This window comes from Pseudoalteromonas sp. L21, from assembly GCF_021728035.1.
GTDB lineage: Bacteria > Pseudomonadota > Gammaproteobacteria > Enterobacterales > Alteromonadaceae > Pseudoalteromonas > Pseudoalteromonas arabiensis.
In genome coordinates, this window is sequence record NZ_JAKKCV010000003.1 from 177,233 (window position 1) to 197,091 (window position 19,859).

General features: G+C 42.1%; 13 protein-coding genes and 1 other RNA gene. 5 read left to right on the forward strand and 9 right to left on the reverse strand.

Features of this window, described 5'->3' with window-relative positions; translation table 11 throughout:
* Window positions 1–121 precede the first annotated feature (121 nt).
* From L3V41_RS09680 to fabB, 5 genes are all read right to left on the reverse strand, one after another.
* A complete protein-coding gene (locus L3V41_RS09680; RefSeq protein WP_062570637.1) occupies window positions 122–1,087 on the reverse strand; it encodes an alpha/beta hydrolase in 966 nt (321 codons plus the stop codon).
* A 344-nt stretch (window positions 1,088–1,431) separates the two neighbouring features.
* Entirely contained in the window at window positions 1,432–5,703 is a 4,272-nt protein-coding gene (locus tag L3V41_RS09685; protein ID WP_237127632.1) for a FimV/HubP family polar landmark protein, read from the reverse strand.
* 322 nt (window positions 5,704–6,025) lie between these two features.
* Complete coding sequence (locus L3V41_RS09690; RefSeq protein WP_062570635.1) at window positions 6,026–7,042, reverse strand: aspartate-semialdehyde dehydrogenase; 1,017 nt, start codon at window positions 7,040–7,042, stop codon at window positions 6,026–6,028.
* 31 nt (window positions 7,043–7,073) lie between these two features.
* Window positions 7,074–8,195 (reverse strand): 4-phosphoerythronate dehydrogenase, encoded by a 1,122-nt coding sequence (locus tag L3V41_RS09695; protein WP_237115076.1) that lies wholly within the window; start codon window positions 8,193–8,195, stop codon window positions 7,074–7,076.
* 161 nt (window positions 8,196–8,356) lie between these two features.
* On the reverse strand, window positions 8,357–9,571 hold the full coding sequence (gene fabB / locus L3V41_RS09700; RefSeq protein WP_237127633.1) for a beta-ketoacyl-ACP synthase I: 1,215 nt from the start codon (window positions 9,569–9,571) through the stop codon (window positions 8,357–8,359).
* Between the two features lie 180 nt (window positions 9,572–9,751).
* On the opposite strand from fabB, the gene mnmC reads away from it, so the two are divergent.
* Window positions 9,752–11,785 carry a bifunctional tRNA (5-methylaminomethyl-2-thiouridine)(34)-methyltransferase MnmD/FAD-dependent 5-carboxymethylaminomethyl-2-thiouridine(34) oxidoreductase MnmC gene (mnmC, locus tag L3V41_RS09705; RefSeq protein ID WP_237127634.1) on the forward strand — a complete coding sequence of 678 codons (2,034 nt, stop codon included), beginning with the start codon at window positions 9,752–9,754 and terminating at the stop codon, window positions 11,783–11,785.
* Between the two features lie 27 nt (window positions 11,786–11,812).
* On the opposite strand, the gene L3V41_RS09710 is transcribed toward mnmC, so the two are convergent.
* Complete coding sequence (locus tag L3V41_RS09710) at window positions 11,813–13,270, reverse strand: OmpA family protein (protein ID WP_237127635.1); 1,458 nt, start codon at window positions 13,268–13,270, stop codon at window positions 11,813–11,815.
* A gap of 156 nt (window positions 13,271–13,426) precedes the next feature.
* Between L3V41_RS09710 and L3V41_RS09715 the strand changes: the two genes are divergently transcribed.
* Window positions 13,427–14,065 (forward strand): SDR family oxidoreductase, encoded by a 639-nt coding sequence (locus L3V41_RS09715; RefSeq protein WP_237127636.1) that lies wholly within the window; start codon window positions 13,427–13,429, stop codon window positions 14,063–14,065.
* Here L3V41_RS09715 and L3V41_RS09720 read toward each other — a convergent pair.
* A complete protein-coding gene (locus L3V41_RS09720) occupies window positions 14,058–14,822 on the reverse strand; it encodes a sulfite exporter TauE/SafE family protein (RefSeq protein ID WP_193988940.1) in 765 nt (254 codons plus the stop codon). The two genes, L3V41_RS09715 and L3V41_RS09720, sit on opposite strands and share 8 nt — an antisense overlap.
* 208 nt (window positions 14,823–15,030) lie before the next feature.
* On the opposite strand from L3V41_RS09720, the gene L3V41_RS09725 reads away from it, so the two are divergent.
* Window positions 15,031–15,738: an enoyl-CoA hydratase/isomerase family protein gene (locus tag L3V41_RS09725; RefSeq protein WP_237127637.1), complete on the forward strand. Its 708-nt coding sequence runs from the start codon at window positions 15,031–15,033 to the stop codon at window positions 15,736–15,738.
* A gap of 87 nt (window positions 15,739–15,825) precedes the next feature.
* Here L3V41_RS09725 and ssrA read toward each other — a convergent pair.
* Window positions 15,826–16,183, reverse strand: a transfer-messenger RNA (tmRNA) gene (gene ssrA, locus L3V41_RS09730).
* Between the two features lie 277 nt (window positions 16,184–16,460).
* On the opposite strand from ssrA, the gene L3V41_RS09735 reads away from it, so the two are divergent.
* On the forward strand, window positions 16,461–18,086 hold the full coding sequence (locus L3V41_RS09735) for a FapA family protein (protein WP_062570588.1): 1,626 nt from the start codon (window positions 16,461–16,463) through the stop codon (window positions 18,084–18,086).
* Here the strand turns inward: L3V41_RS09735 and rnt are convergent.
* On the reverse strand, window positions 18,070–18,741 hold the full coding sequence (gene rnt, locus L3V41_RS09740; protein ID WP_237115056.1) for a ribonuclease T: 672 nt from the start codon (window positions 18,739–18,741) through the stop codon (window positions 18,070–18,072). The genes L3V41_RS09735 and rnt overlap by 17 nt on opposite strands.
* A 216-nt stretch (window positions 18,742–18,957) precedes the next feature.
* Between rnt and L3V41_RS09745 the strand changes: the two genes are divergently transcribed.
* Complete coding sequence (locus tag L3V41_RS09745) at window positions 18,958–19,836, forward strand: OmpA family protein (RefSeq protein WP_237115243.1); 879 nt, start codon at window positions 18,958–18,960, stop codon at window positions 19,834–19,836.
* The last annotated feature ends 23 nt before the right edge of the window (window positions 19,837–19,859 follow it).

The window sequence follows — 19,859 nt, forward strand, 5'->3', positions numbered from 1 at the left end:
CCTTAATACAACTTCCTTTATTCAGGGCGTCTCCGCCTCTAGCTAAACTCTGAAGCGGCGCCTAACACCTGCCGGAATTGGTTTGTTAAATATCACTCAGCAAACGATATGCTAAAAATGCTTAACTATGCTTTTTTATAAAGTCGAGCACGGCATTATTAAATAATTCAGGTTGTTCCCACTGAACAGCATGCCCAGCCTCTGGGACGATAAGCGTTTCACTATGAGGAACTTCTCGAGCAGCTGCTCGCATCATAGAAGGCGGTTGATATAAATCAGCTCCCCCTGTAATAAAAAAGGTAGGTATATTAGCGTTTCTAATTTTTTCCCATGTGATTTTACTCTTAGCTTCTTGCCCATGCCAAACTCCATCCCCTCTCGATTTTTTGGCCATTTCAACCCATTCTCTAACGCCATCAGGGTGGGCCCAGCGGTAAGAAGCTCCAAGCTCTTTAAATTCGGGCGGCAAGTCAGAAAAAGCTTTAGGCAGAATAAAGTCTAACCGTTCATCTATATTTTTATCCCATAAGCCGAATAAGCTGCAAACGATTGTCATACTGAGTAGTTTTTCAGGGTAAGAAACAACATAATCCGAAACGGCGAAGCCTCCTGCGGCCAAACCCAGAATATGAAATTTCTCTATGCTTAAAAACTCAACTAATGCATTAAGATCATCAGCATAATTGCCTGTATCATCTTTTGAGCCAGCGGGTGAGCCAAAATAACCTCTCCTAGAGTAGGCAACTGTTCTAAAGCCAGCTTTTGCAAAAACAGGTTGTTGATAAGGCCAAGTTAATGCACTCCCCCTACCTGGGTGTGAGAGAATAATAACAGGACCCTCGCCACCTGTGTCCCAATAATAAAGTCCAGCTCCTCCTGAAAGAGGTAAGACACCTTCGGTTGCAGGAACCTGTTTTGGTATAGGTAAATATTTAGGCTCTATTTTACTTGCATTAACAGGTGTGCCATTTGTTTGCGCCTGAGCATTTCCAACAACAGTACCAGCGACTGCAATGGTTGCCATTGCGGTCGCTTTTTTTAATAAGTCTCTTCGGCTGTTACTGATTTTTCCTACTTGTTTTTTCATTCTGCTTCCCTGAACACACATTAAATCACAGTAATTATTAATGCTTACCTGCCAGTAGGTGTCATTAAATAAATACCAAGCTTATGCCATAACACTAAGCCAAATTTCCAATTACTTAAGGCCGAAAAATAGCACTAACTTTTTAATTTTAACAAGTTAGCAGCATTATTTATGAATGACAATTAGATTCTGTACTGTAATAAGCAAGTGATGAACTAGGCAAAAGTCAATTTTTTCAGCATATGAAGCACGATGAGTTTGGATATAAAAAGACCCCCAGTAATTGGATTATCCAACGAGTGGGGGTCACTTCAAATAGCTCGGTTTTCTAGTCAAAAATGACTTTACCCGTTAAGCTTCGCCTTTAGCGACTGTGCCTCTGCTTGCACTTCATCTGGGCCGTTGTTGATGACATCTTCAATAGCCTGTAAAGCTGAATCAAAATCGTCAATTTCAATATATGCTCTTGCTAAATCAAGCTTGGCAGAATAACCACCGCTCTCTGCATCAACGTCTGTAGGGTTATCACCTGCTAGTAAGTCATCAAAGTCACTTAAGCCGACATCCATATCCACATCGTCATAAGGCTCGTAATCAAGCGCTTCATCATCACTTTGCTCTAGCAATGAATCAATATCCACAAACTCATCACTGGCCGTAGTCTCTGTTGAAGTGCTGTCAGGTTCTGTAGCTTCTAGCTCATCATTATTTAAGTCGTCAATTTGTAGGTCTTCATTTAGAAGCGCATTAAAATCAACATCAAATTCACTGGCATCGGCAACATGGCTATCATCAGGTTCGGCAAGTTCATTCAATAACGCATCAAAGTCTGTTTGCGTAAGATCAGCCATGAAATCATCGTCGATATCATCATCTGAAATATCACTGAAGTCATCCGTTGAAGCTGGCTCTTTATCAGCTAGTGTCTGCTCCTGTTCGTGCTCAGTACCTAAGTCAAGTAGGTTATCATCTTCTTGTGTGTTCTCGTCATCAGAGTCGAGTAAGTCATCTTCTGTAAACTCATTGTCGATGAGAATCTCATCGTCAAAGTCATCGTCTAGCTGATCGACACTCGCCGTGGCAAGAGAGTCTGCTAAGTCTTGCTCTGCTTGACTCGGGGTTAACTCTGTTTCATTGGTTGTTTCGTCGGCAATCTCGTCTGCTTCTAATTCATCAAATTCAAGCTCTGGATACTCTTCCAACTCTTGGCTTGGGGTAACCATATCTTGTGATAATGGCTCATCGTCAGCGTCTAAATCAACGTCATCGACAGGCTCTTCTTCAGCGAGCGGATCATCGCCAAGATCGATTTCTACTTCTTCAAAATCTTCATTTGGTTCATCTATTGACCAGTCAGGTGCTGCGACATACTCTTCCTCTTCACCAATTTCGCTAAGAAGCTCATCAACACTCTTTAATGATGGATCATCATATTCATCTAAGCTATCGTCATCATCTAGCAAGTCATCACTGTTTTCACTAAAGTCAGTGTTGATAGCTTCATCAATATCAACTTCGTCAATGTCTGCATCATCGTTTAACTCCGATGCAAGCTCCTCTACGCGGGCATCATCAATTGCTTGTTCTGCATCAGCAAGATCTTCGAGTGAGTCAGTGAGATTTTCATCATGCTCAGATAAGGGCTCTGAATCAGAGAGTTCTGAAATTTGTGCTTGCGTATCTTGCTTTAATTCATTTGCCTCTTGTATTAGCTCATCAATATCATCAAGTGCTAATTCGTCATCACCATTGAGTGAATCATCTAATTCATCCTCATCGATAAGCGACCCAATATCATCGACATCGAGTACATCATCAATGTCGTCTTCATCAACAAGTGCATCCGCATCTGGCTCAACGTGTGCTGGCTCATCCGCTTGCTCTTCTGCGGCTTCGTCGATAAGTGAGTCAATATCTTCAACATCGAGTGCATCATCAATGTCGTCTTCATCAACAAATGTATCCGCATCTGGCTCATCCGCTTGCTCTTCTGCGGCTTCATCGATAAGTGAGTCAATGTCATCGACATCAAGCTCGTCTTCATCAACAAGTGCATCCGCATCTGGCTCATCTGCTTGCTCTTCTGCGGCTTCATCGGTGAGTGAGTCAATGTCATCGACATCAAGTGCATCATCAATCTCATTTTCATCAACAAGTGCATCCGCGTCTGGCTCAACGTATGCAGGCTCATCGCTTTGTTCTTCTGCAGCTTCATCGATAAGTGAGTCAATATCATCGACATCGAGTGCATCATCAATCTCGTCTTCATCAACAAGTGCATCCGCATCTGGCTCAACCTGTGCTGGCTCATCCGCTTGCTCTTCTGTAGCTTCATCGGTGAGTGAGTCAATATCATCTAAATCAAAGTCGTCCTCAATGTCATCTTCATCAACGAGTGAATCAGCGTCTGGCTCCACGTGTGCTGGCTCATCCGCTTGCTCTTGTGCGGTTTCATCGATGAGTGAGTCAATATCATCGACATCGAGTGCATCATCAATCTCGTCTTCATCAACAAGTGCATCCGCGTCTGGCTCAACCTGTGTTGGCTCATCGTTTTGATCTTCTGCGGCTTCGTCGATAAGTGAGTCAATGTCATCTAAATCAAAGCCTTCCTCAATATCATCTTCATCAACGAGTGCATCCGCGTCTGGTTCAACTGGAGCTTGTTTATCGTTTTGCTCTTCTGCGGCTTCGTCGATAAGAGAGTCGATATCATCTAGATCAAAGTCGTCCTCTATTTCATCTTCATCAACGAGTGCATCCGCGTCTGGCTCAACTGAAGCTTGTTCATCGTTTTGATCTTGTGCGGCTTCGTCGATAAGTGAGTCAATGTCATCTAGGTCAAAGTCGTCCTCTATTTCATCTTCATCAACGAGTGCATCAGCGTCTGGTTCAACTGGAGCTTGTTCATCGTTTTGCTCTTCTGCGGCTTCGTCGATAAGTGAGTCAATATCATCTAGGTCAAAGGCATCCTCTGCTTCATCTACATCAACAAGATCACCTTCTTCAACAGGTGCTGGTTCAGAGTCGTCTGTTTGTGCTTCATCGATTAAACTATCTATATCGAAATCGTCTTCATCGATCAGTTCCGCATCAGGCTCAGTTGAAGGTTCGTCGAGTAGATCATCAATATCATCGTTATCAATACTTGCTTGTGTATCATCTGCTGCGTCTTGTTGCTCATCAATCAAGCTATCGATATCAAAGTCTTCTTCGGCAAGTTCTTCACTTAAGGCGGCCATTTCATCATTTGAAGAGCTTGATTCAAGCGAATCATCAAGGCTGTCATCGTTTTCAAATAAATTATCAATATCATCGGCGCTTAAAATATCACCAGAAGTGTCTGCACCTGATGCTTCGCTATCGAGATCAATTTCATCGCCTAAGCCGTCATCATCAGATTGGTCAAAGTCTTGCTGTAAGAATGAATCAAGTTCATCATCTTCAATCGCTTGTTCTGGCGTATCATCATTAAAGACAATATCGTCACTCAAGAGTCCTTCAAGCTCGTCTTGATTTAAAACATTGTCATCGTCTTCATCAAAGGCATCATCTATGCTGTCATCAAAAATAATGTCATCATCAGGCAGCATATCTTGCTCTAAATCGTCATCATCTAGACGAACACTGAGATCATCGCTATCTTGCTCAGGCTCAGGTACAAGGGGATCAGAGTCAATTATAGGATCTAGCTCTTCTTCGGAAGAGAAGCTTGGGCTCTGCGGCAAAAACTCATCGTCATCTGTCGACTCTGGTTCACTGCGGTTGCGTTTTTTCAAAAACATAATCACGCCGCCAATAACCAGTAATGCAGGAATAAACATTAATGCGCCCAGAACAAATGGGTTGCTCAAAAGAGACGAAAAGTTAATCCCACTGTCCTGTTCAATCTTTTTTGCTCTTTGCTGCTCAATTATTTCGTTTTGCTTATCAATCAGCTCTTTAAGTTGCTTTTGAATTTCGCTATCTTGGCCAAGCTGATTACGAACAGTTTCAAGCTCTTTAGAAATACCCGTAAGTTGGTTTTTTAACTTATTGTTCTCTTCTAAAATCTCTTCAACATTTTCTACAGAGGACTTAAATTGCTTTTGCAACTCAACCAGTTGCGTACCCTGCTCAGCTTTAATGGTGTTAATTTCTTGCTTTAACTCTTGTTTAGCTTCATCAACATCAACTTTACGGGCTTGCGTTACTTTCTTTTGAGATTCATTAATTTGTGCTGTCGTTAACGTGCCATTTTTCTTTCTCTCCCATAATTCATCGTCTTGCTCAGAACGTGCTTTTGCAAGCGTTGCGTTAACAGCTCGCATTTCCGCAATTGTAGGGATTTTAAGATAGGCGCCATCACGCATGTGATTAAGGTTTTGATCAAGAAACGATGATGGATTTTTCTCATACAGAGCCTGCATGACTTGATAGATACTCACTGAGTTATCAGGGCGAACTTTAGCCGCAATACGCCATAAAGTATCGGTCGGCTTAATTGGACCAATTGAGCGCCCCTGCGCACCATAATCGACACCTTTGGGGCCTTTAAGAGTGGTGCCTTCATTAGAGTAAGTTGGTGTTATCACCAATGCAGACGCTAATAAAAAGAGTGTAGCTAAACCGCGCATGCTGATCCTTTCGTGTTTTAAATGTTAACGCAGCAACTGTCGTTGCTTAAACATTGAGTAATTCTTGCAGAATTGAATTCTTAATTATGTTTTCTTGCAAACTCTATTCCAGCTGCAAACTATAAACCAGTTGGGCTACAATATCTATTGCAACACATTGATAGTAAATAGCTTAAATAATCGCGGCTGAGATATATTTTTATTGTTATGGTTAAGTTTATACGCTTTTACGGCGTATGCGGCAATAATTTGGCAGTGAATTCACAAAAAAAGCGGCAACTCGCCGCTTTCTCCGTTTTTAATTCAGCCTAAATCATCAGATTTAAAGATAGTTTGCAATTAGCTCTTCTGCAATTTGCACACTATTTGTGGCTGCGCCTTTACGAGTGTTATCACTCACAACCCACATATTTAGTCCGTGCGGATGAGAAATATCTGCACGCAGACGACCTACGTAAACAGTATCGTTGCCGCTTGCATCAGAGACCGCTGTTGGGTAATCGGCTAAATCATCAATAAGCTCAACCCCCTCGGCATCATGTAGTAACTGTTTTACATGTTCTAAATCAACCGGCATACGCGTTTCAATGTTAATTGCTTCACTGTGGCCAAAAAATACTGGCACACGCACACACGTAGGGTTAACAACAACACTGCTATCACCAAGGATTTTCTGTGTTTCGTTTACCATTTTCATTTCTTCACGCGTGTAGCCATTGTCTTCAAAACTATCGATTTGAGGAATAACGTTAAACGCAATCTGTTTAGGAAAAACAGCATTATCCATAGGGCGTGCATTCATTAAGTTTGCTGTTTGTTTTGCCAGCTCATCAACCGCTTCTTTACCTGCACCTGACACGGCTTGGTAGGTAGACACATTGATACGATCAATACCGTAGGCATCATAAATTGGTTTCAATGCCACTAGCATTTGAATGGTCGAGCAATTTGGGTTGGCAATAATATTACGGTTTCTAAAATCAGCTAAGCTTGATGCGTTCACTTCAGGAATAACAAGGGGTACATCAAAATCGTTTCTAAAGTGCGATGTGTTATCGATAACAACACACCCTGCTTCTGCAGCTATTGGTGCATACTTTTCAGAGACACTGCCACCAGCTGAGAATAAACCAATGTGTGCTTGGCTAAAGTCAAACCCCTCTACATCAAGTACTTCAATCGCTTCACCGCGAAATTGAATTTCTTCACCTGCGCTACGGCTGCTTGCAAGTAAAAATAATTGGTCAACTGGGAACTTACGATCTTCTAACGTATCGATAATTTGGCGACCTACTAAACCTGTGGCACCTAAAACTGCAACATTAAATTTTTGCGACATGTGTTTTCCTCATGAGAATAAAGCTAATGCTCTATTCATTAATTCTAAATCCCAGTGCAGCTAATGTAGCTTCACACGCACTGTTTGCGGCCACCGACAAAGTATTAAACTCACGTCGTGGCGGATAATTTTTACGTAAACTATCAAAACCCTCACTACTAAGCTTGCTGCGCAAGATACCATCATCACGACGCACATCATAAATTAAATGCACCAGTCGGCCGATATCATCCAAGCAAAATGTTTCGCCTAGTGTGACGGCATGACAAATAGGTTCTGGTAGAAAATCTTCTAACGATTTAAGTGCAGCAACCCCTTCTAGTTCACAGACTTTTTGGTAAAGCATTTGCGTACCGCGCGCTTTTCCTTCCTGTGTATGCCCTGCAATGTGTACGCTGGCAAAGCGCACGTGATCAAGCAGAGGGGTCAATATAGTGGGTTCGTTTTCCCATACATCAAGTACACAGTCTAATTTTGCACCTTGCTCAAACACGTCAAGTAACGCTTGATTATCAATCACATCGCCACGGCTTGCATTAATAATGGTCATACCTGGCTTAAGTGCGCTCAGGCGTGCTTTATCTAGCATATGCAACGTTTTATGTGGGCCGTGTTTCACTAAAGGAACATGAAAACTAACAATATCGGCATTAGCTAATAGAGTGTCTAAATCAGTATGGTTGGGGAGTTCACCTGCTTCGTGCTTTGGCGGATCACATAATAGAAGTGTCATTCCTAACTGACTTAGCTTATCGCGTAAACAACTACCAATGCTGCCAACACCTACAATTCCAAGAGTTTTACCTTGCAAAGAGCTGGCATTTTCTTGGCTTAAAGCATATAGGCTACTAATTACGTACTCTGCAACCGCCACGGCATTACAACCAGGTGCACTGCTAAAGGCAATATTTCGCTCAGCAAGTAATTCAGTATCAATATGATCAACACCTATGGTTGCTGTACCCACAAATTTTAATTTATCTGCTTGAGTTAATAAGGCTTTATCTACGTTTGTAACAGAACGCGTTAAAAGTATATCAACCCCTTTAAGTTGCTCAGGCTTTAGGTTACGGCCATCAAATCGCTCAACATCACCAAAATCAGCAAAGTACTGCTCAACCAATGGCATATTTTGATCTGCAAGAATTTTCATCTGTGTGTCCGAGAAGCAGAAAAGTGGCGCTATTGTAACTAAATAATCAGCTTTCGGATAGTTAACAGCTCTGAGGATTTTGCCGTTATCTATAAAAAACTTACGTGCTTAAAAACAAAAAAGCCGAGCAAAAGCTCGGCTTTCATACAAACAAGATAAAATTAACCTTTGTATTTGCTCATAACAAGCGTGGCGTTCGTTCCACCAAAACCAAAACTGTTAGACATAACAGTATTTAATTCTACATCTTGACGCTCTGTCACGATGTTTAAGCCTTTTGCTTGTTCATCTAACTCATCAATATTAATTGAAGGTGCTACAAAGTTATTTTCAAGCATAAGTAGTGAGAAAATCGCTTCATGAACACCGGCCGCACCTAATGCGTGACCAGTCATTGCTTTGGTTGCACTGATCATTGGAGAGTTACCACCAAATACTTCTTGGATTGCGCCTAACTCTTTTACATCACCTACAGGTGTTGAAGTACCGTGTGTATTTAAATAATCAATACCGCCTTCGATACCTTGCATCGCTTGCTTCATACAACGTACAGCACCTTCACCTGATGGTGCTACCATGTCGTAACCATCAGACGTTGCACCATAACCTGTGATCTCTGCATAGATGTGCGCACCACGAGCAAGCGCATGTTCAAGTTCTTCAACAACAACGATACCGCCACCGCCAGAGATAACAAAGCCATCACGGTTTGCATCGTACGTACGCGATGCTTTTTCTGGTGTTTCGTTGTATTTCGTTGACAATGCACCCATTGCATCGAATTCCATTGCCAGTGTCCAGTGCAGTTCTTCACCGCCACCTGCAAAAATAACGTCTTGCTTACCTAGTTGAATTTGTTCAACCGCATGACCAATACAGTGTGCAGATGTCGCACATGCAGAGCTAATTGAATAGTTAACACCTTTAATTTTAAATGGTGTTGCCAGACACGCCGAGGTGGTGCTCGCCATTGTACGTGGAACCATGTACGGGCCTACACGTTTTACACCTTTTTCACGTAGGATGTCTGCGGCTTCTACTTGCCATTTAGATGAACCACCACCTGAACCCACTAATAAACCTGTGCGCTCGTTCGAAACTTGCTCTTCGTTAAGGCCAGCATCTGCAATTGCTTGTGCCATTGAGATATAGGCATATGCAGCCGCATCGCCCATAAAACGCATTGCTTTACGATCAACAAATTCTTTAACATCAATATCGATTTTGCCAGATACGTTACTACGTAGGTTGTAATCAGCAAATTCTTGGTTGAACGCAATACCACTGCGACCCTGTTTTAATGATTCTAATACTTCTTCTTTGTTGTTACCGATGCTTGATACAACACCGATGCCCGTAATAACGGCTCTTCTCATGGGTAATTACCTTAGCTATATACTAAATTATGTTCTATTTTACGCTGAAATTACTCTCGAAGTGGTCAGCTTTCTAGCGTACACATGTACTCTGAATGTGTAGCTTATAAATAACGCCAGACTATTTCAAAGAAAACACGTAAAATAATGAAAAAAAATTCGTTGTTATTTAGTTAAGTCATGATCAAAAACGCAAATATTCATTTTAATCACCTTGGTACACCCGTCGCCGATGAATTTGGCGATGTTTATTTCTCCAATGACGATGGCTTAGCTGAATCGCATTATGTGTTTTATCAACAAAACAATATCTCGCAACGATTACAAAATCATGACCGCAACCACTTTGTGATTGCCGAAACGGGCTTTGGTACAGGGCTTAACTTTTTAAACACATGGCAGCATTTTGCTGCTCACCTTGATAGGCAGCATGCAGAGCAAGAAGTTCAAAATCAACACGACCTTAATCTAAATAACTCCGTTAAACGCTTACATTTTATCTCGTTTGAAAAATATCCAATTAAACGTGATGATCTTGCTGATGCACTCAAGGCATGGCCTACACTAGCCCTTTATAGTGAACAACTTATTGCAAACTACCCTATCAATTTAGCGGGATGTCACAGGCTCGAGTTTGCTAATGGCCGTGTTGTACTTGATCTCTACTTTGGCGATGTACAAGACAGCATTGATGCTATGAGCTATACAAGTGAAGGCATCATTGATGCTTGGTACCTCGATGGCTTTGCCCCCAGTAAAAACCCCGATATGTGGCAACAGAGCCTATTTAATAAAATGCGCACTATTTCGCGCAGTAAAGCCACCCTTGCCACCTTCACCGCAGCAGGATTTGTAAGACGAGGTTTAATAGAGGCTGGCTTTACTATAGGCAAAGCGAAGGGCTATGGTAAAAAACGTGAAATGCTCATTGGCGAATTAGTAAAGCCAAATGAGCAACAATCTGCTCCTGCTTATTTTTCTCACCAGACGAGCAAGTTAAACAATGTGGCTGTGATTGGCGGCGGTATAGCCAGTAGCAGCGTACTATATTCACTGGCTAAAAGAGGGATTACTACCTCATTATTTTGTCAAGATGAAGCGCTTGCTATGGGCGCTTCACATAATGTTCAGGGCGCTGTTTACCCGCACCTACAAGCCAAAAACTCACCGCATAGCGAAATGTTTGCCCATAGCTTTTTATATGCTATGCGCCTTTATCAGCAATTACTTGATGCTGGCTTTGACTACCCTCACCAATGGTGTGGTGTGTTACAACATGCAGTAAAACAAGGCCTTGCCGATAAGCATCAAAACCTTGCCAATAAAGAGCTCTGGCCAACTGAACTAATGCGTAATGTTAGCGCCTGCGAAGGTGATGAAATTGCTGGTGTTGACACAGGCTATTCAGGTGTATTTTTTGAAAAAGGCGGCTGGGTCAACCCACCTGCACTGGTAACAGCACTATTTAATGCGGCCAACTCACTAAGCACGATTAACAGTCATTTTAATTGCCATATTAAACAGCTCGAAAAAACCGCCGCAGGTTGGCTTTTACATACACAAGAGCAAACATTTGGCCCATTTAGTGATGTGATTAATTGTGCGGGTGAGCACAGCGACCAATTTAGCCAAACTCAAGCATTACCCGTTGTAGGCGTTCGAGGGCAAGTTTCCCATGTTCAAGCTAGTACGTCATCGAAGCGCTTAAAAACCGTACTCTGTCACAAAGGCTATTTTACACCTGAATATCAAGGCCATCACTGCATGGGAGCGACATTTGAAAAAAACTCGAAAAGCCGCGAAGTAAAACAGCAAGACAACCAAACAAACCGCGAGCAATTACTTAGCTTTTACCCAAGCAGCGAGTTTGCCAACTCCTTAGGTGAGATAACCGCAGCAAAAGCCGCGGTAAGATGTACCTTTATTGATCATCTGCCCATGGCTGGTGAATGGGCAGACCAAAGTGACTATACCAGCGCTTTTGCTAATTTAAGGTTAGGTAAACGCTATCAATACCTAACCTTAGAAAAACCTCAGCAAGGGCTGCATATACTCACAGGATTTGGGGCAAGAGGACTCTGTAGCGCTCCTTTATGTGCCGAGCATTTAATTGCCTGCTTGAATGATGAACCAAGACCATTTAGCGAGCGAGTAAGCCAAGCGATTCACCCTGCTCGCTTTATAGTGCGTGACCTTATTCGCAATAAAATTTAACAAGGGGCTTACAAGCCCCTGCCATGTTTAATTCGTTAATCGTTCAACAAGCTCTACTCGCCTATTAAGCTGACGACCTAAGTCGTTTTTGTTCGTTGCGGCAGGTGCATAGGGCCCTACACCGTAGCCTGTTAAACGCGATTCTTTGATACCGTATTGAGCCACAAGTGCTTTAACAACGGCTTTGGCACGCTTGGATGACAGCGTTAAGTTATACTCAGGGCTGCCTTTATCATCGGTGTGACCAACCACGTACAGGTTTAAACGTTTATTTTTATTTAAAACATCAGCAATCACTTTTAATGATTCCGCTGACTCAGGCTTGATATCTGCTTTGTCGTAATCAAAGAAAATACCATAAATAGCCGCTTTCCCTTTTTGCTCTAGTTGTTTTAATACCTGATCGGGGTTGGTTTTAACTAGACCCTCTTGTAATGGCTCTGTTCGAATGACAACAAGTTGAACACGCGTGTTACCTTGGTAGTTACCAACAAAAAAACCGACATACGTTGTTTGATTCTCGACTGTACTTTTCATTAGCTGATAACGGGGCTGACGGTGATAGTTGTACACCTGTTTTATTGCTATGTGATCGCCGAGCGCTTGTATTGCTTTTCTGTCCTTGCCACAGGTTTGGTGCTCACAACTAAACACCGTTTCAAACCCTTCTTTTATCAATGCAGATACATAATTGTGGTAAATTTTAAGTGTTGATACTTGCCTAATTACATAGGTAATGCGGGTAATATCCCCTGTCACTTTTTCAACGGGTAATTGTTTAGTATTTGTATCGAATGCACCAACTGGCAACGAAAACTCTTCATAGTCAATCTGTTCATATGATTCGATATAACTACCAGGGTAACGGCTTAATAATGGGTGGTCTTTAGAGCCTCTTTCATCATCTTTTGCTGCTTTAGCTACGTTGTTATTTTGCTGTTTTGCAAAGCCAGCTGCATCCGCTTTAATTAACCCTGTTTCAATCTCTTTTACTGCCACGGAAGAAACCATAACACGGGTTTTATTCTGATATTGACCAGCAAAAACCGTCACTGCAAAGTCTGGGGCTTCACCTTTCGTTGCATAAATATAATAAGGTTTACGGTGGTAATTATACGGGTTGAAATAGCTCACTGTGTCAGCAAAATCGCTGCTTGTACCACATAATTCAAGTTCACATGAGTAAGCTATTTTAAAGCCATCTGCTACGAGCGCTGCTTTATAGTTTTCAATCACTTTAAGGGTAGCCACATTCTTAATTTCATATAAATTATGACTAACATCACCAATATGCTCAGTATAACTAAAGCGATTTGCTGTTTTTTGGGTCATATCAAATTGGCTCACCAATTTAGTTTGCTCGCCTGCTAAATTAATTGAGCTTTCAAGTTCACTGTTTGGGTAAGGTGAAATAAGGGGCTTTGCCGAGATTGAATAGCTAAAAATGGCCGTTAGTAATACTAAGGCTTTTGAAAATGTTTTCACTTAGAGTCCTTTTTAAAATATCCATGTGCCTAGTTTAGACTATGCCAAAATTCACTTTTTAATTCAAAGTTTGATTTACCCCCTTTAAAAATAAATAGATACCCCAAGGTCTTTAGTTAACGACGAAAATTACCCAATAGATAGAAGGAGTTTGAAATGAAAACCTTAATCATAGGTGCAAGTGGGCAAATCGGTAAAATGACCACTCAAAAAATGCTGAGCGAAGGCAATGATGTGGTGGCACTGGTTCGTGATAAAAACAAGCTAGCCGATATTGAGCACAATAATTTAACCATTGTTGAACAAGACCTTGAAAACGACTTTAGTCGTGCTTTTGAGGGAATAGAGCAAGTGATTTTCAGCGCCGGCTCAGGTGGCGCAACGGGTGCAGACAAAACACTACTCATTGATTTATGGGCCGCAGTTAAAGCTATAAATTATGCAGTAGATGCCAAAGTGAACCATTTTATTATGGTGAGCTCAATTGGCGCAGATGCACCAGACAACATCGAAAGCAGCATTAAGCCCTATTTAGTAGCTAAGCATATGGCTGATCAACACCTCATACAAAGTGGGCTAAATCACACCATTATAAGACCAGGTACGTTACTGGATGATAAGGCCACAGGAGTGTTCACAACAACCCGACCAGCGACACGTCAAGATGCTGTTATTAATCGCGAAGACGTTGCCGACGCGTTAGTCTATATTGCGACGAAAGAGTCTAAAAACTCACAGGTTTTTGAGCTATTTAATGGCGATAAACCATTAAACGAATTACCTGCTTTTAATTAAGTGCGTAGCTTATTCCTTGCCAAGCAAGTTGCAGGGAAAGCACAGTTAACACTAAACGAAAAATCTTTTTAAATTTGTCGGATGAAATGCGGTGCAATAATTTTAGGCCAAGCCATGTGCCTATTGCACCGCTTAAAATCATTAATATCACCAAAGGTAGCCATTGCCAAAATGCAAAGCCCACTGCACCGTATAAAATCGCTTTTAGCGTGTGCTGAACCGTCATACAGCTTGAAAAAGTGGCTGTAAACTTAAGCTTGTCGTAATTATTCACGTATAAGCAGCTACCAACCAATGGGCCACTTGCCCCCACGAACATCGAAGTAAAGCTTGTCCAAAGCCCTGCAAACACTCGCCATAGTTTTGATGTTTCTCTCAGTTTTGGGGTTACGCCCCAAAGTAAATACAACACAAACACAGCCACAACAATCTTCATTAGCTCTAGCGGGATCGATGTCACAATAGACGATGCCACTAATGCGCCCAGTACACCGCCTAATGAAAAGTATATAAACATCGCCGCATCAATATGCTTAAAGGTAAACAAAAAGCGATTGGCGTTAGAACCAAGCTGCACTAACCCATGTACAGGGATCACCACCCCCATAGGTAGCATTGACGCCATAATCACTAGCAACATTAACCCACCACCCGCACCAAACGCAGCGGAGATCATCGATGTAAAGCCGGCTACAACAATCAATACAATTGTGCTGATCGGACTTAATAACTCACCACCTAATAATTCCCAACTCATTAATTCCATTACGTCGCTTTATCATGTTATTTGATTCAAAACTAACATGCTCGGCAAAGTTAAACGACTGTTTAAACACCTCTTTAGACTAAAGGGTAATCAGTTTAAAAGCATGCAACTGGTCGGACTAGAGGTTTATTTTCATCTGCTGATGGTATATAACTAAGCACACTCAAAGATAAAATAGAAAGCATCCTGCATGGAATTAATGAACGTCAAAACACAAGGCTCTGTAGCCATACTCACCATGGCCGCAGGTGAAAATCGTCACAACCCTGCTTTTGCAAAGGCATTTTTAAACTGCCTAAATGACATTGAAGCCAACCCTGCACACAAAGCACTGGTTATTACTTCAAATGATGAAAAATCATGGAGCCTAGGCATAGACACAGACTGGCTAATGCCCGCTTTAAAAGCGCAAAAGCTAGACGAAGTGAGTGATTTTATGCATGCAATGGACGCAGTATTTAAGCGTTTATTACTATTTCCGATGCCAGTAATTGCCGCCATCAATGGGCATGCGTTTGGCAACGGCGCTATTTTAGCCTGCGCGTGTGATTTTAGATTTATGCAAAGCAACCGTGGTTTTTTCTGCTTCCCTGAAGTAGATTTATCAATTCCGTTTTTACCAGGCATGCTAGCCTTTATTAAAAAAGCCATTCCACACTATCGCTTTAACGAAATGATGCTCACAGGCCGCCGAGTAACCGCAGGCGAACTTGCTACGGATCATGTTATCGAACAAGCCTGCGCAGACAGCGACAGCTTATTTAATACCGCCCTTGAATTTGCCAGCCAATTCGATAAAAAACGCGCTATTTTTGCCGAGCACAAAAAGCGCCTACACAAACAAATAATCGACACCATTGATATTGAAAATAAACCCATCATCGATGCTGTGCAGTTAGTTGTGTGATGTTTATAAGTAGAGCCTCTAAACCATTAATTTTAGAGGATTTTATGTAATAAAAAAGGCCGCTCTGAGAGCAGCCTTTTTCATATTTGGTGGAGCTGGGGGGATTTGAACCCCCGTCCGAAAAGCCTCGACCTTTGGTACTACATGCTTAGTATCGTCTTTTAGTTAACCTTTACAGCTCGGACGAACACGATCTGCAAAGGCGAGGCCGCTTAGTTTTAGCGCTTCAACCCCGGCCAGGGTTTCCATCGCGATCTTGTGTAGGGTGACACTTCAGAACCGGGCCCACAAGAATGCGCCGGAGAAGTGCTAGCGGGCTATTATGCCGCTAGAGCGTAGTTATCGTCGTTTGCGATTACTTTAGATTGCGGCTTTTTTACGAGGCCAACCGCACCTCGACATGCACCTCGGGCGTCTTGAATTCCGTCGAATCCTAATCAGCCCCTGAATTTGATATCTCATTCAGAGTGTAGGTGCAGTATAACTGAGTAATCTGTTTATACTCAAGGCATTAATCAGGATATTTTTGCTAGGTAGCTTTGAATGATGAAAAATCCAACAGGAAAAGTCAGTTTTTATACAAAATTTCACATTTGACGCATACAAGTTCTTAACATAATACTAAAGTTGTGCTCAAATAGGCCTGTTGTTACCTCATATAAAAAAATAATTCCGTAGCAACGAACAATAATAATAACAGGCCTTTTTTCAGGACTCCCCAAATGTCGATGTTTACGTTCGATGAGCAAAGTGGATATGTCTCTTTGCTTGAGCACCCGCGTGATGCTGGTTTTCCGGTGACCAGTTCGCAGCTTTTAGAGCTGTTCGAACAATCTTCTTATGCTGAGTTTGAGCTAATAGACGCAAATATAGGCAAATTATTCACACCAAGTAGCCAACATAACACTCAATCACTTGTCATTGCCAAAGCGGTAGACGCGTCAATATCAATTAGTGTTGATGAAAAGAATATGGTTGCAGAAGCCAGTTTAACAACGGCCAAAGGTGGAAAAATAATCAGCATGGACGATGCCCAAGCCGCTTTGGCCGATGCAGGTGTAGAAAAGGGGGTAAGCCTACGTGCTCTTGATACCTTTTTGGGGCAGCAATTTAAGCAACCTGCAGGTGCACATTACAGTGCAATTGTTGCCCATGGTCGTATGCCTAAAGATGGCAACGATGCAAAATTCGTTCGGCTATGCCCTACCGCACAAGATAGAGTATTGAGCCCACAAGCTAAGTCTGGTGGAAAGGTCGATATGCGTGATTTAGGCGCCATTATTACAGTAAACCCTGGTACGCCGCTTATGCAGCGTATCCCAGCGACCGCTGGTGAGAATGGTTTCACTGTTTGTGGTGATGTGTTACCAGCCTCTGCGGGTAAAGACTTCCCGCTTGAGCCCTTTGAAGGCACCCGTATTGACCCTATCAACAGTAATATGTTGATTGCTGACTCTAAAGGTGTGCCTGTTGCGCTTCCTCGTGGTATGCGCGTCGATGATGTTTTATGTTTTCATCATGTTGATGTTAGCACAGGTCACGTTGATTTTGATGGCAGCGTCATCATAAGTGGTGACGTTAAAGATGGTATGCGTGTTAAAGCGACGGGCGATATCACCGTATTGGGCTTTGTGGAGTCAGCCACCATTGAGAGTAAAAGCGAAATCACTATTATGTTAGGGGCAATAGGTCGCAAGCGCGAAAATAACGAAGCCTTTACGTGCAATATTGAGGCTACACGCACAATTTCAATTGGTTACGCGCAATACTGTCATATAAAAAGTTCTCAAGATCTGTTTATCGAACGTCAAGCATTGCATTGCGATTTAAGTGCTCGCAGGCTTATTCGTGTTGGTAAGGCAAATAACCCGCGCGGTAAAATTATTGGTGGTAACATTTTAGATGCTATGCGTATTGAAACAGGTGAACTGGGCGCGCCCTCGGGTACAAAAACCCGTGTTTTCATCGCTCAGTATTGGCATGACTTAAAGCAAAAACAGCAACAAATCAGTGATTTTGAAAAGTTATTGGCAACTAAGGCTAGTGCCCTTCAACAAGCTCGTAAAAAAGCCAACAAAATACCTGATGCCGCTCAACGCGAACACTACATCAATAAAATAACGGCAAGTGAGCAACAAATTAAAATAAAAACGGCCAATACAAAGAAAAAGAAACAATTGGTAAAGCTGAAAATTGCTCGCTTACTGGCCACAAGTCGTTTAAAGGTCAATGAGCTTATGCACCCAGGTGTCGAGTTAAAAATAGCCCAGGAGAGTAAACAGTTTTCACGTATTTACCCACCTAGTTTGATGCGCTATTTAGAAGGTAAAATTACTCAGACGTTTTAGTCTCTTGTTCGGCCGTATCGGCTTGTTCTGATAACGGCCAACCACCTAGTTGTTGCCAGCGGTTGACGATTAAACAAAATAACTCTGCGGTACGCTCTGTATCGTAAAGAGCTGAGTGAGCTTGTTTATTGTCAAACTCAATACCCGCTGCACGGCATGCTTTCGCTAACACAGTTTGACCCAGTGCTAACCCCGCCAATGAGGTCGTATCAAAGCTCACAAATGGATGAAATGGGGTGCGCTTAATTTTACATCGCTCAGTAGCAGCATTTAAAAAGCCATGGTCAAATGCCGCATTATGCGCAACAACAACTGAACGCTGGCAACCCGCGGCCTTCTGCGCCTTACGAACAGCTTTACAAATTTCTTTTATTGCTTCTTCTTCAGGCACAGCACCACGTAATGCAGAAAATGGCTCAATACCATTAAATTCGATAGCAGCTTGTTCAATGTTTGCTCCTTCAAAAGGCGCAACATGAAAGTGTAAGGTATGGTCAATACTTAATACGCCATCGTCATCCATCTTTAAAATCGAAGCGGCGATTTCTAATAGCGCATCGGTGTCTTTATTAAAACCTGCCGTTTCAACATCGATAACAACGGGAAAAAAGCCACGAAAGCGTTTTGCGAAAAGAGTTTGTTCAGTATTTTCCATAGTCTTCTTGGTTTGCCTGTGTAAGCTGGTTATTATGTCAAAAACCAAGGGGGCTCTGCTAGAGCAAATATGATGAAATAGCAGATTCTCACCGCGTTTTTAGGCACAGTACTTGCTTTATACTTACCGATTCCCCTCATTAAGTCAGCTTTTGGGGTGTTAAAGCAACAAAATGCCAAATAGTTGGCATTGATGATCAGTTGGAGAATACCTGTGATGAAGCCTTCATTACTTTCTTTAAATTTAGGCCTTTTAACCTTGCTCGCCAGTGTGCATGCTACTGGTGCTATGCGTGAGTATGCAGCAACTGCCGATACCTCAAACTGGCAAATGGTTAAAACGTCGCGCCTTGAATGCCAACTAAATCATGAAGTTCCCTATTATGGCGAAGCCATTTTCAGTACAGCTGCCAGTAAAAATAAAGATGTAAATTTTAATCTTGATATGGTGGTACGCCCAGATAATTACAGTATTGCAGGTTTAAAAGCAGTTCCGCCTCGTTGGCGAGCAGGATTGCCTGCCCGCGATATTGCAAATATGAAGCTGTTGCGTAAATTTGATGGCGAGCTGGGAAATAAAACAGCATGGGAAATGCTAACAGAGCTTGAAAAAGGCTACCAACCTACCTTTTACTACCAAGATTGGCAAAATACTGCCGACAAAATTGCCGTTGGCCTATCAAGTGTTAACTTTAAGCAAGCTTATTGGGCGTTTTTACAATGCCGCGATTCTATGTTGCCATACAGCTTTGAAGATATTTCGTTCACGGTTATGAACTACGAACCAAATACCAGTAAGCTAACTAAAGCCTCACAAAAACGATTAGAGAAAATTGCCGAGTACCTAAAACACGATACCGGCATTGCTTCTATTTCAATTTCATCATACACAGACAGTTATGGCGGTCGTTGGAACAACCTTGAGCTGTCTAAAAAGCGTGCCAAAGCGATTAAAGAGTACATTGTTGCTTTGGGTATCGATGAAAGCAAAGTCGATACCGAAGGCTATGGCGAAAAACGTCATGTTGCCAGTAATGACAACATTTTAGACCGTAATAAAAACCGTCGTTTAGTTATTCAAATCGCAAAAATGTGATAGCCGTTATTCGGCTATCACTC

Excerpts from the sequence above, each read along its gene's own strand:
- L3V41_RS09735 (WP_062570588.1), top strand. The coding sequence starts at position 16,461 with ATGTCGATGTTTACGTTCGATGAGCAAAGTGGATATGTCTCTTTGCTT.
- L3V41_RS09720 (WP_193988940.1), bottom strand. The coding sequence starts at position 14,822 with ATGAGTTGGGAATTATTAGGTGGTGAGTTATTAAGTCCGATCAGCACA.
- L3V41_RS09715 (WP_237127636.1), top strand. The coding sequence starts at position 13,427 with ATGAAAACCTTAATCATAGGTGCAAGTGGGCAAATCGGTAAAATGACC.
- L3V41_RS09690 (WP_062570635.1), bottom strand. The coding sequence starts at position 7,042 with ATGTCGCAAAAATTTAATGTTGCAGTTTTAGGTGCCACAGGTTTAGTA.
- L3V41_RS09685 (WP_237127632.1), bottom strand. The coding sequence starts at position 5,703 with ATGCGCGGTTTAGCTACACTCTTTTTATTAGCGTCTGCATTGGTGATA.
- L3V41_RS09680 (WP_062570637.1), bottom strand. The coding sequence starts at position 1,087 with ATGAAAAAACAAGTAGGAAAAATCAGTAACAGCCGAAGAGACTTATTA.
- L3V41_RS09745 (WP_237115243.1), top strand. The coding sequence starts at position 18,958 with ATGAAGCCTTCATTACTTTCTTTAAATTTAGGCCTTTTAACCTTGCTC.
- L3V41_RS09695 (WP_237115076.1), bottom strand. The coding sequence starts at position 8,195 with ATGAAAATTCTTGCAGATCAAAATATGCCATTGGTTGAGCAGTACTTT.
- fabB (WP_237127633.1), bottom strand. The coding sequence starts at position 9,571 with ATGAGAAGAGCCGTTATTACGGGCATCGGTGTTGTATCAAGCATCGGT.
- rnt (WP_237115056.1), bottom strand. The coding sequence starts at position 18,741 with ATGGAAAATACTGAACAAACTCTTTTCGCAAAACGCTTTCGTGGCTTT.
- mnmC (WP_237127634.1), top strand. The coding sequence starts at position 9,752 with ATGATCAAAAACGCAAATATTCATTTTAATCACCTTGGTACACCCGTC.
- L3V41_RS09725 (WP_237127637.1), top strand. The coding sequence starts at position 15,031 with ATGAACGTCAAAACACAAGGCTCTGTAGCCATACTCACCATGGCCGCA.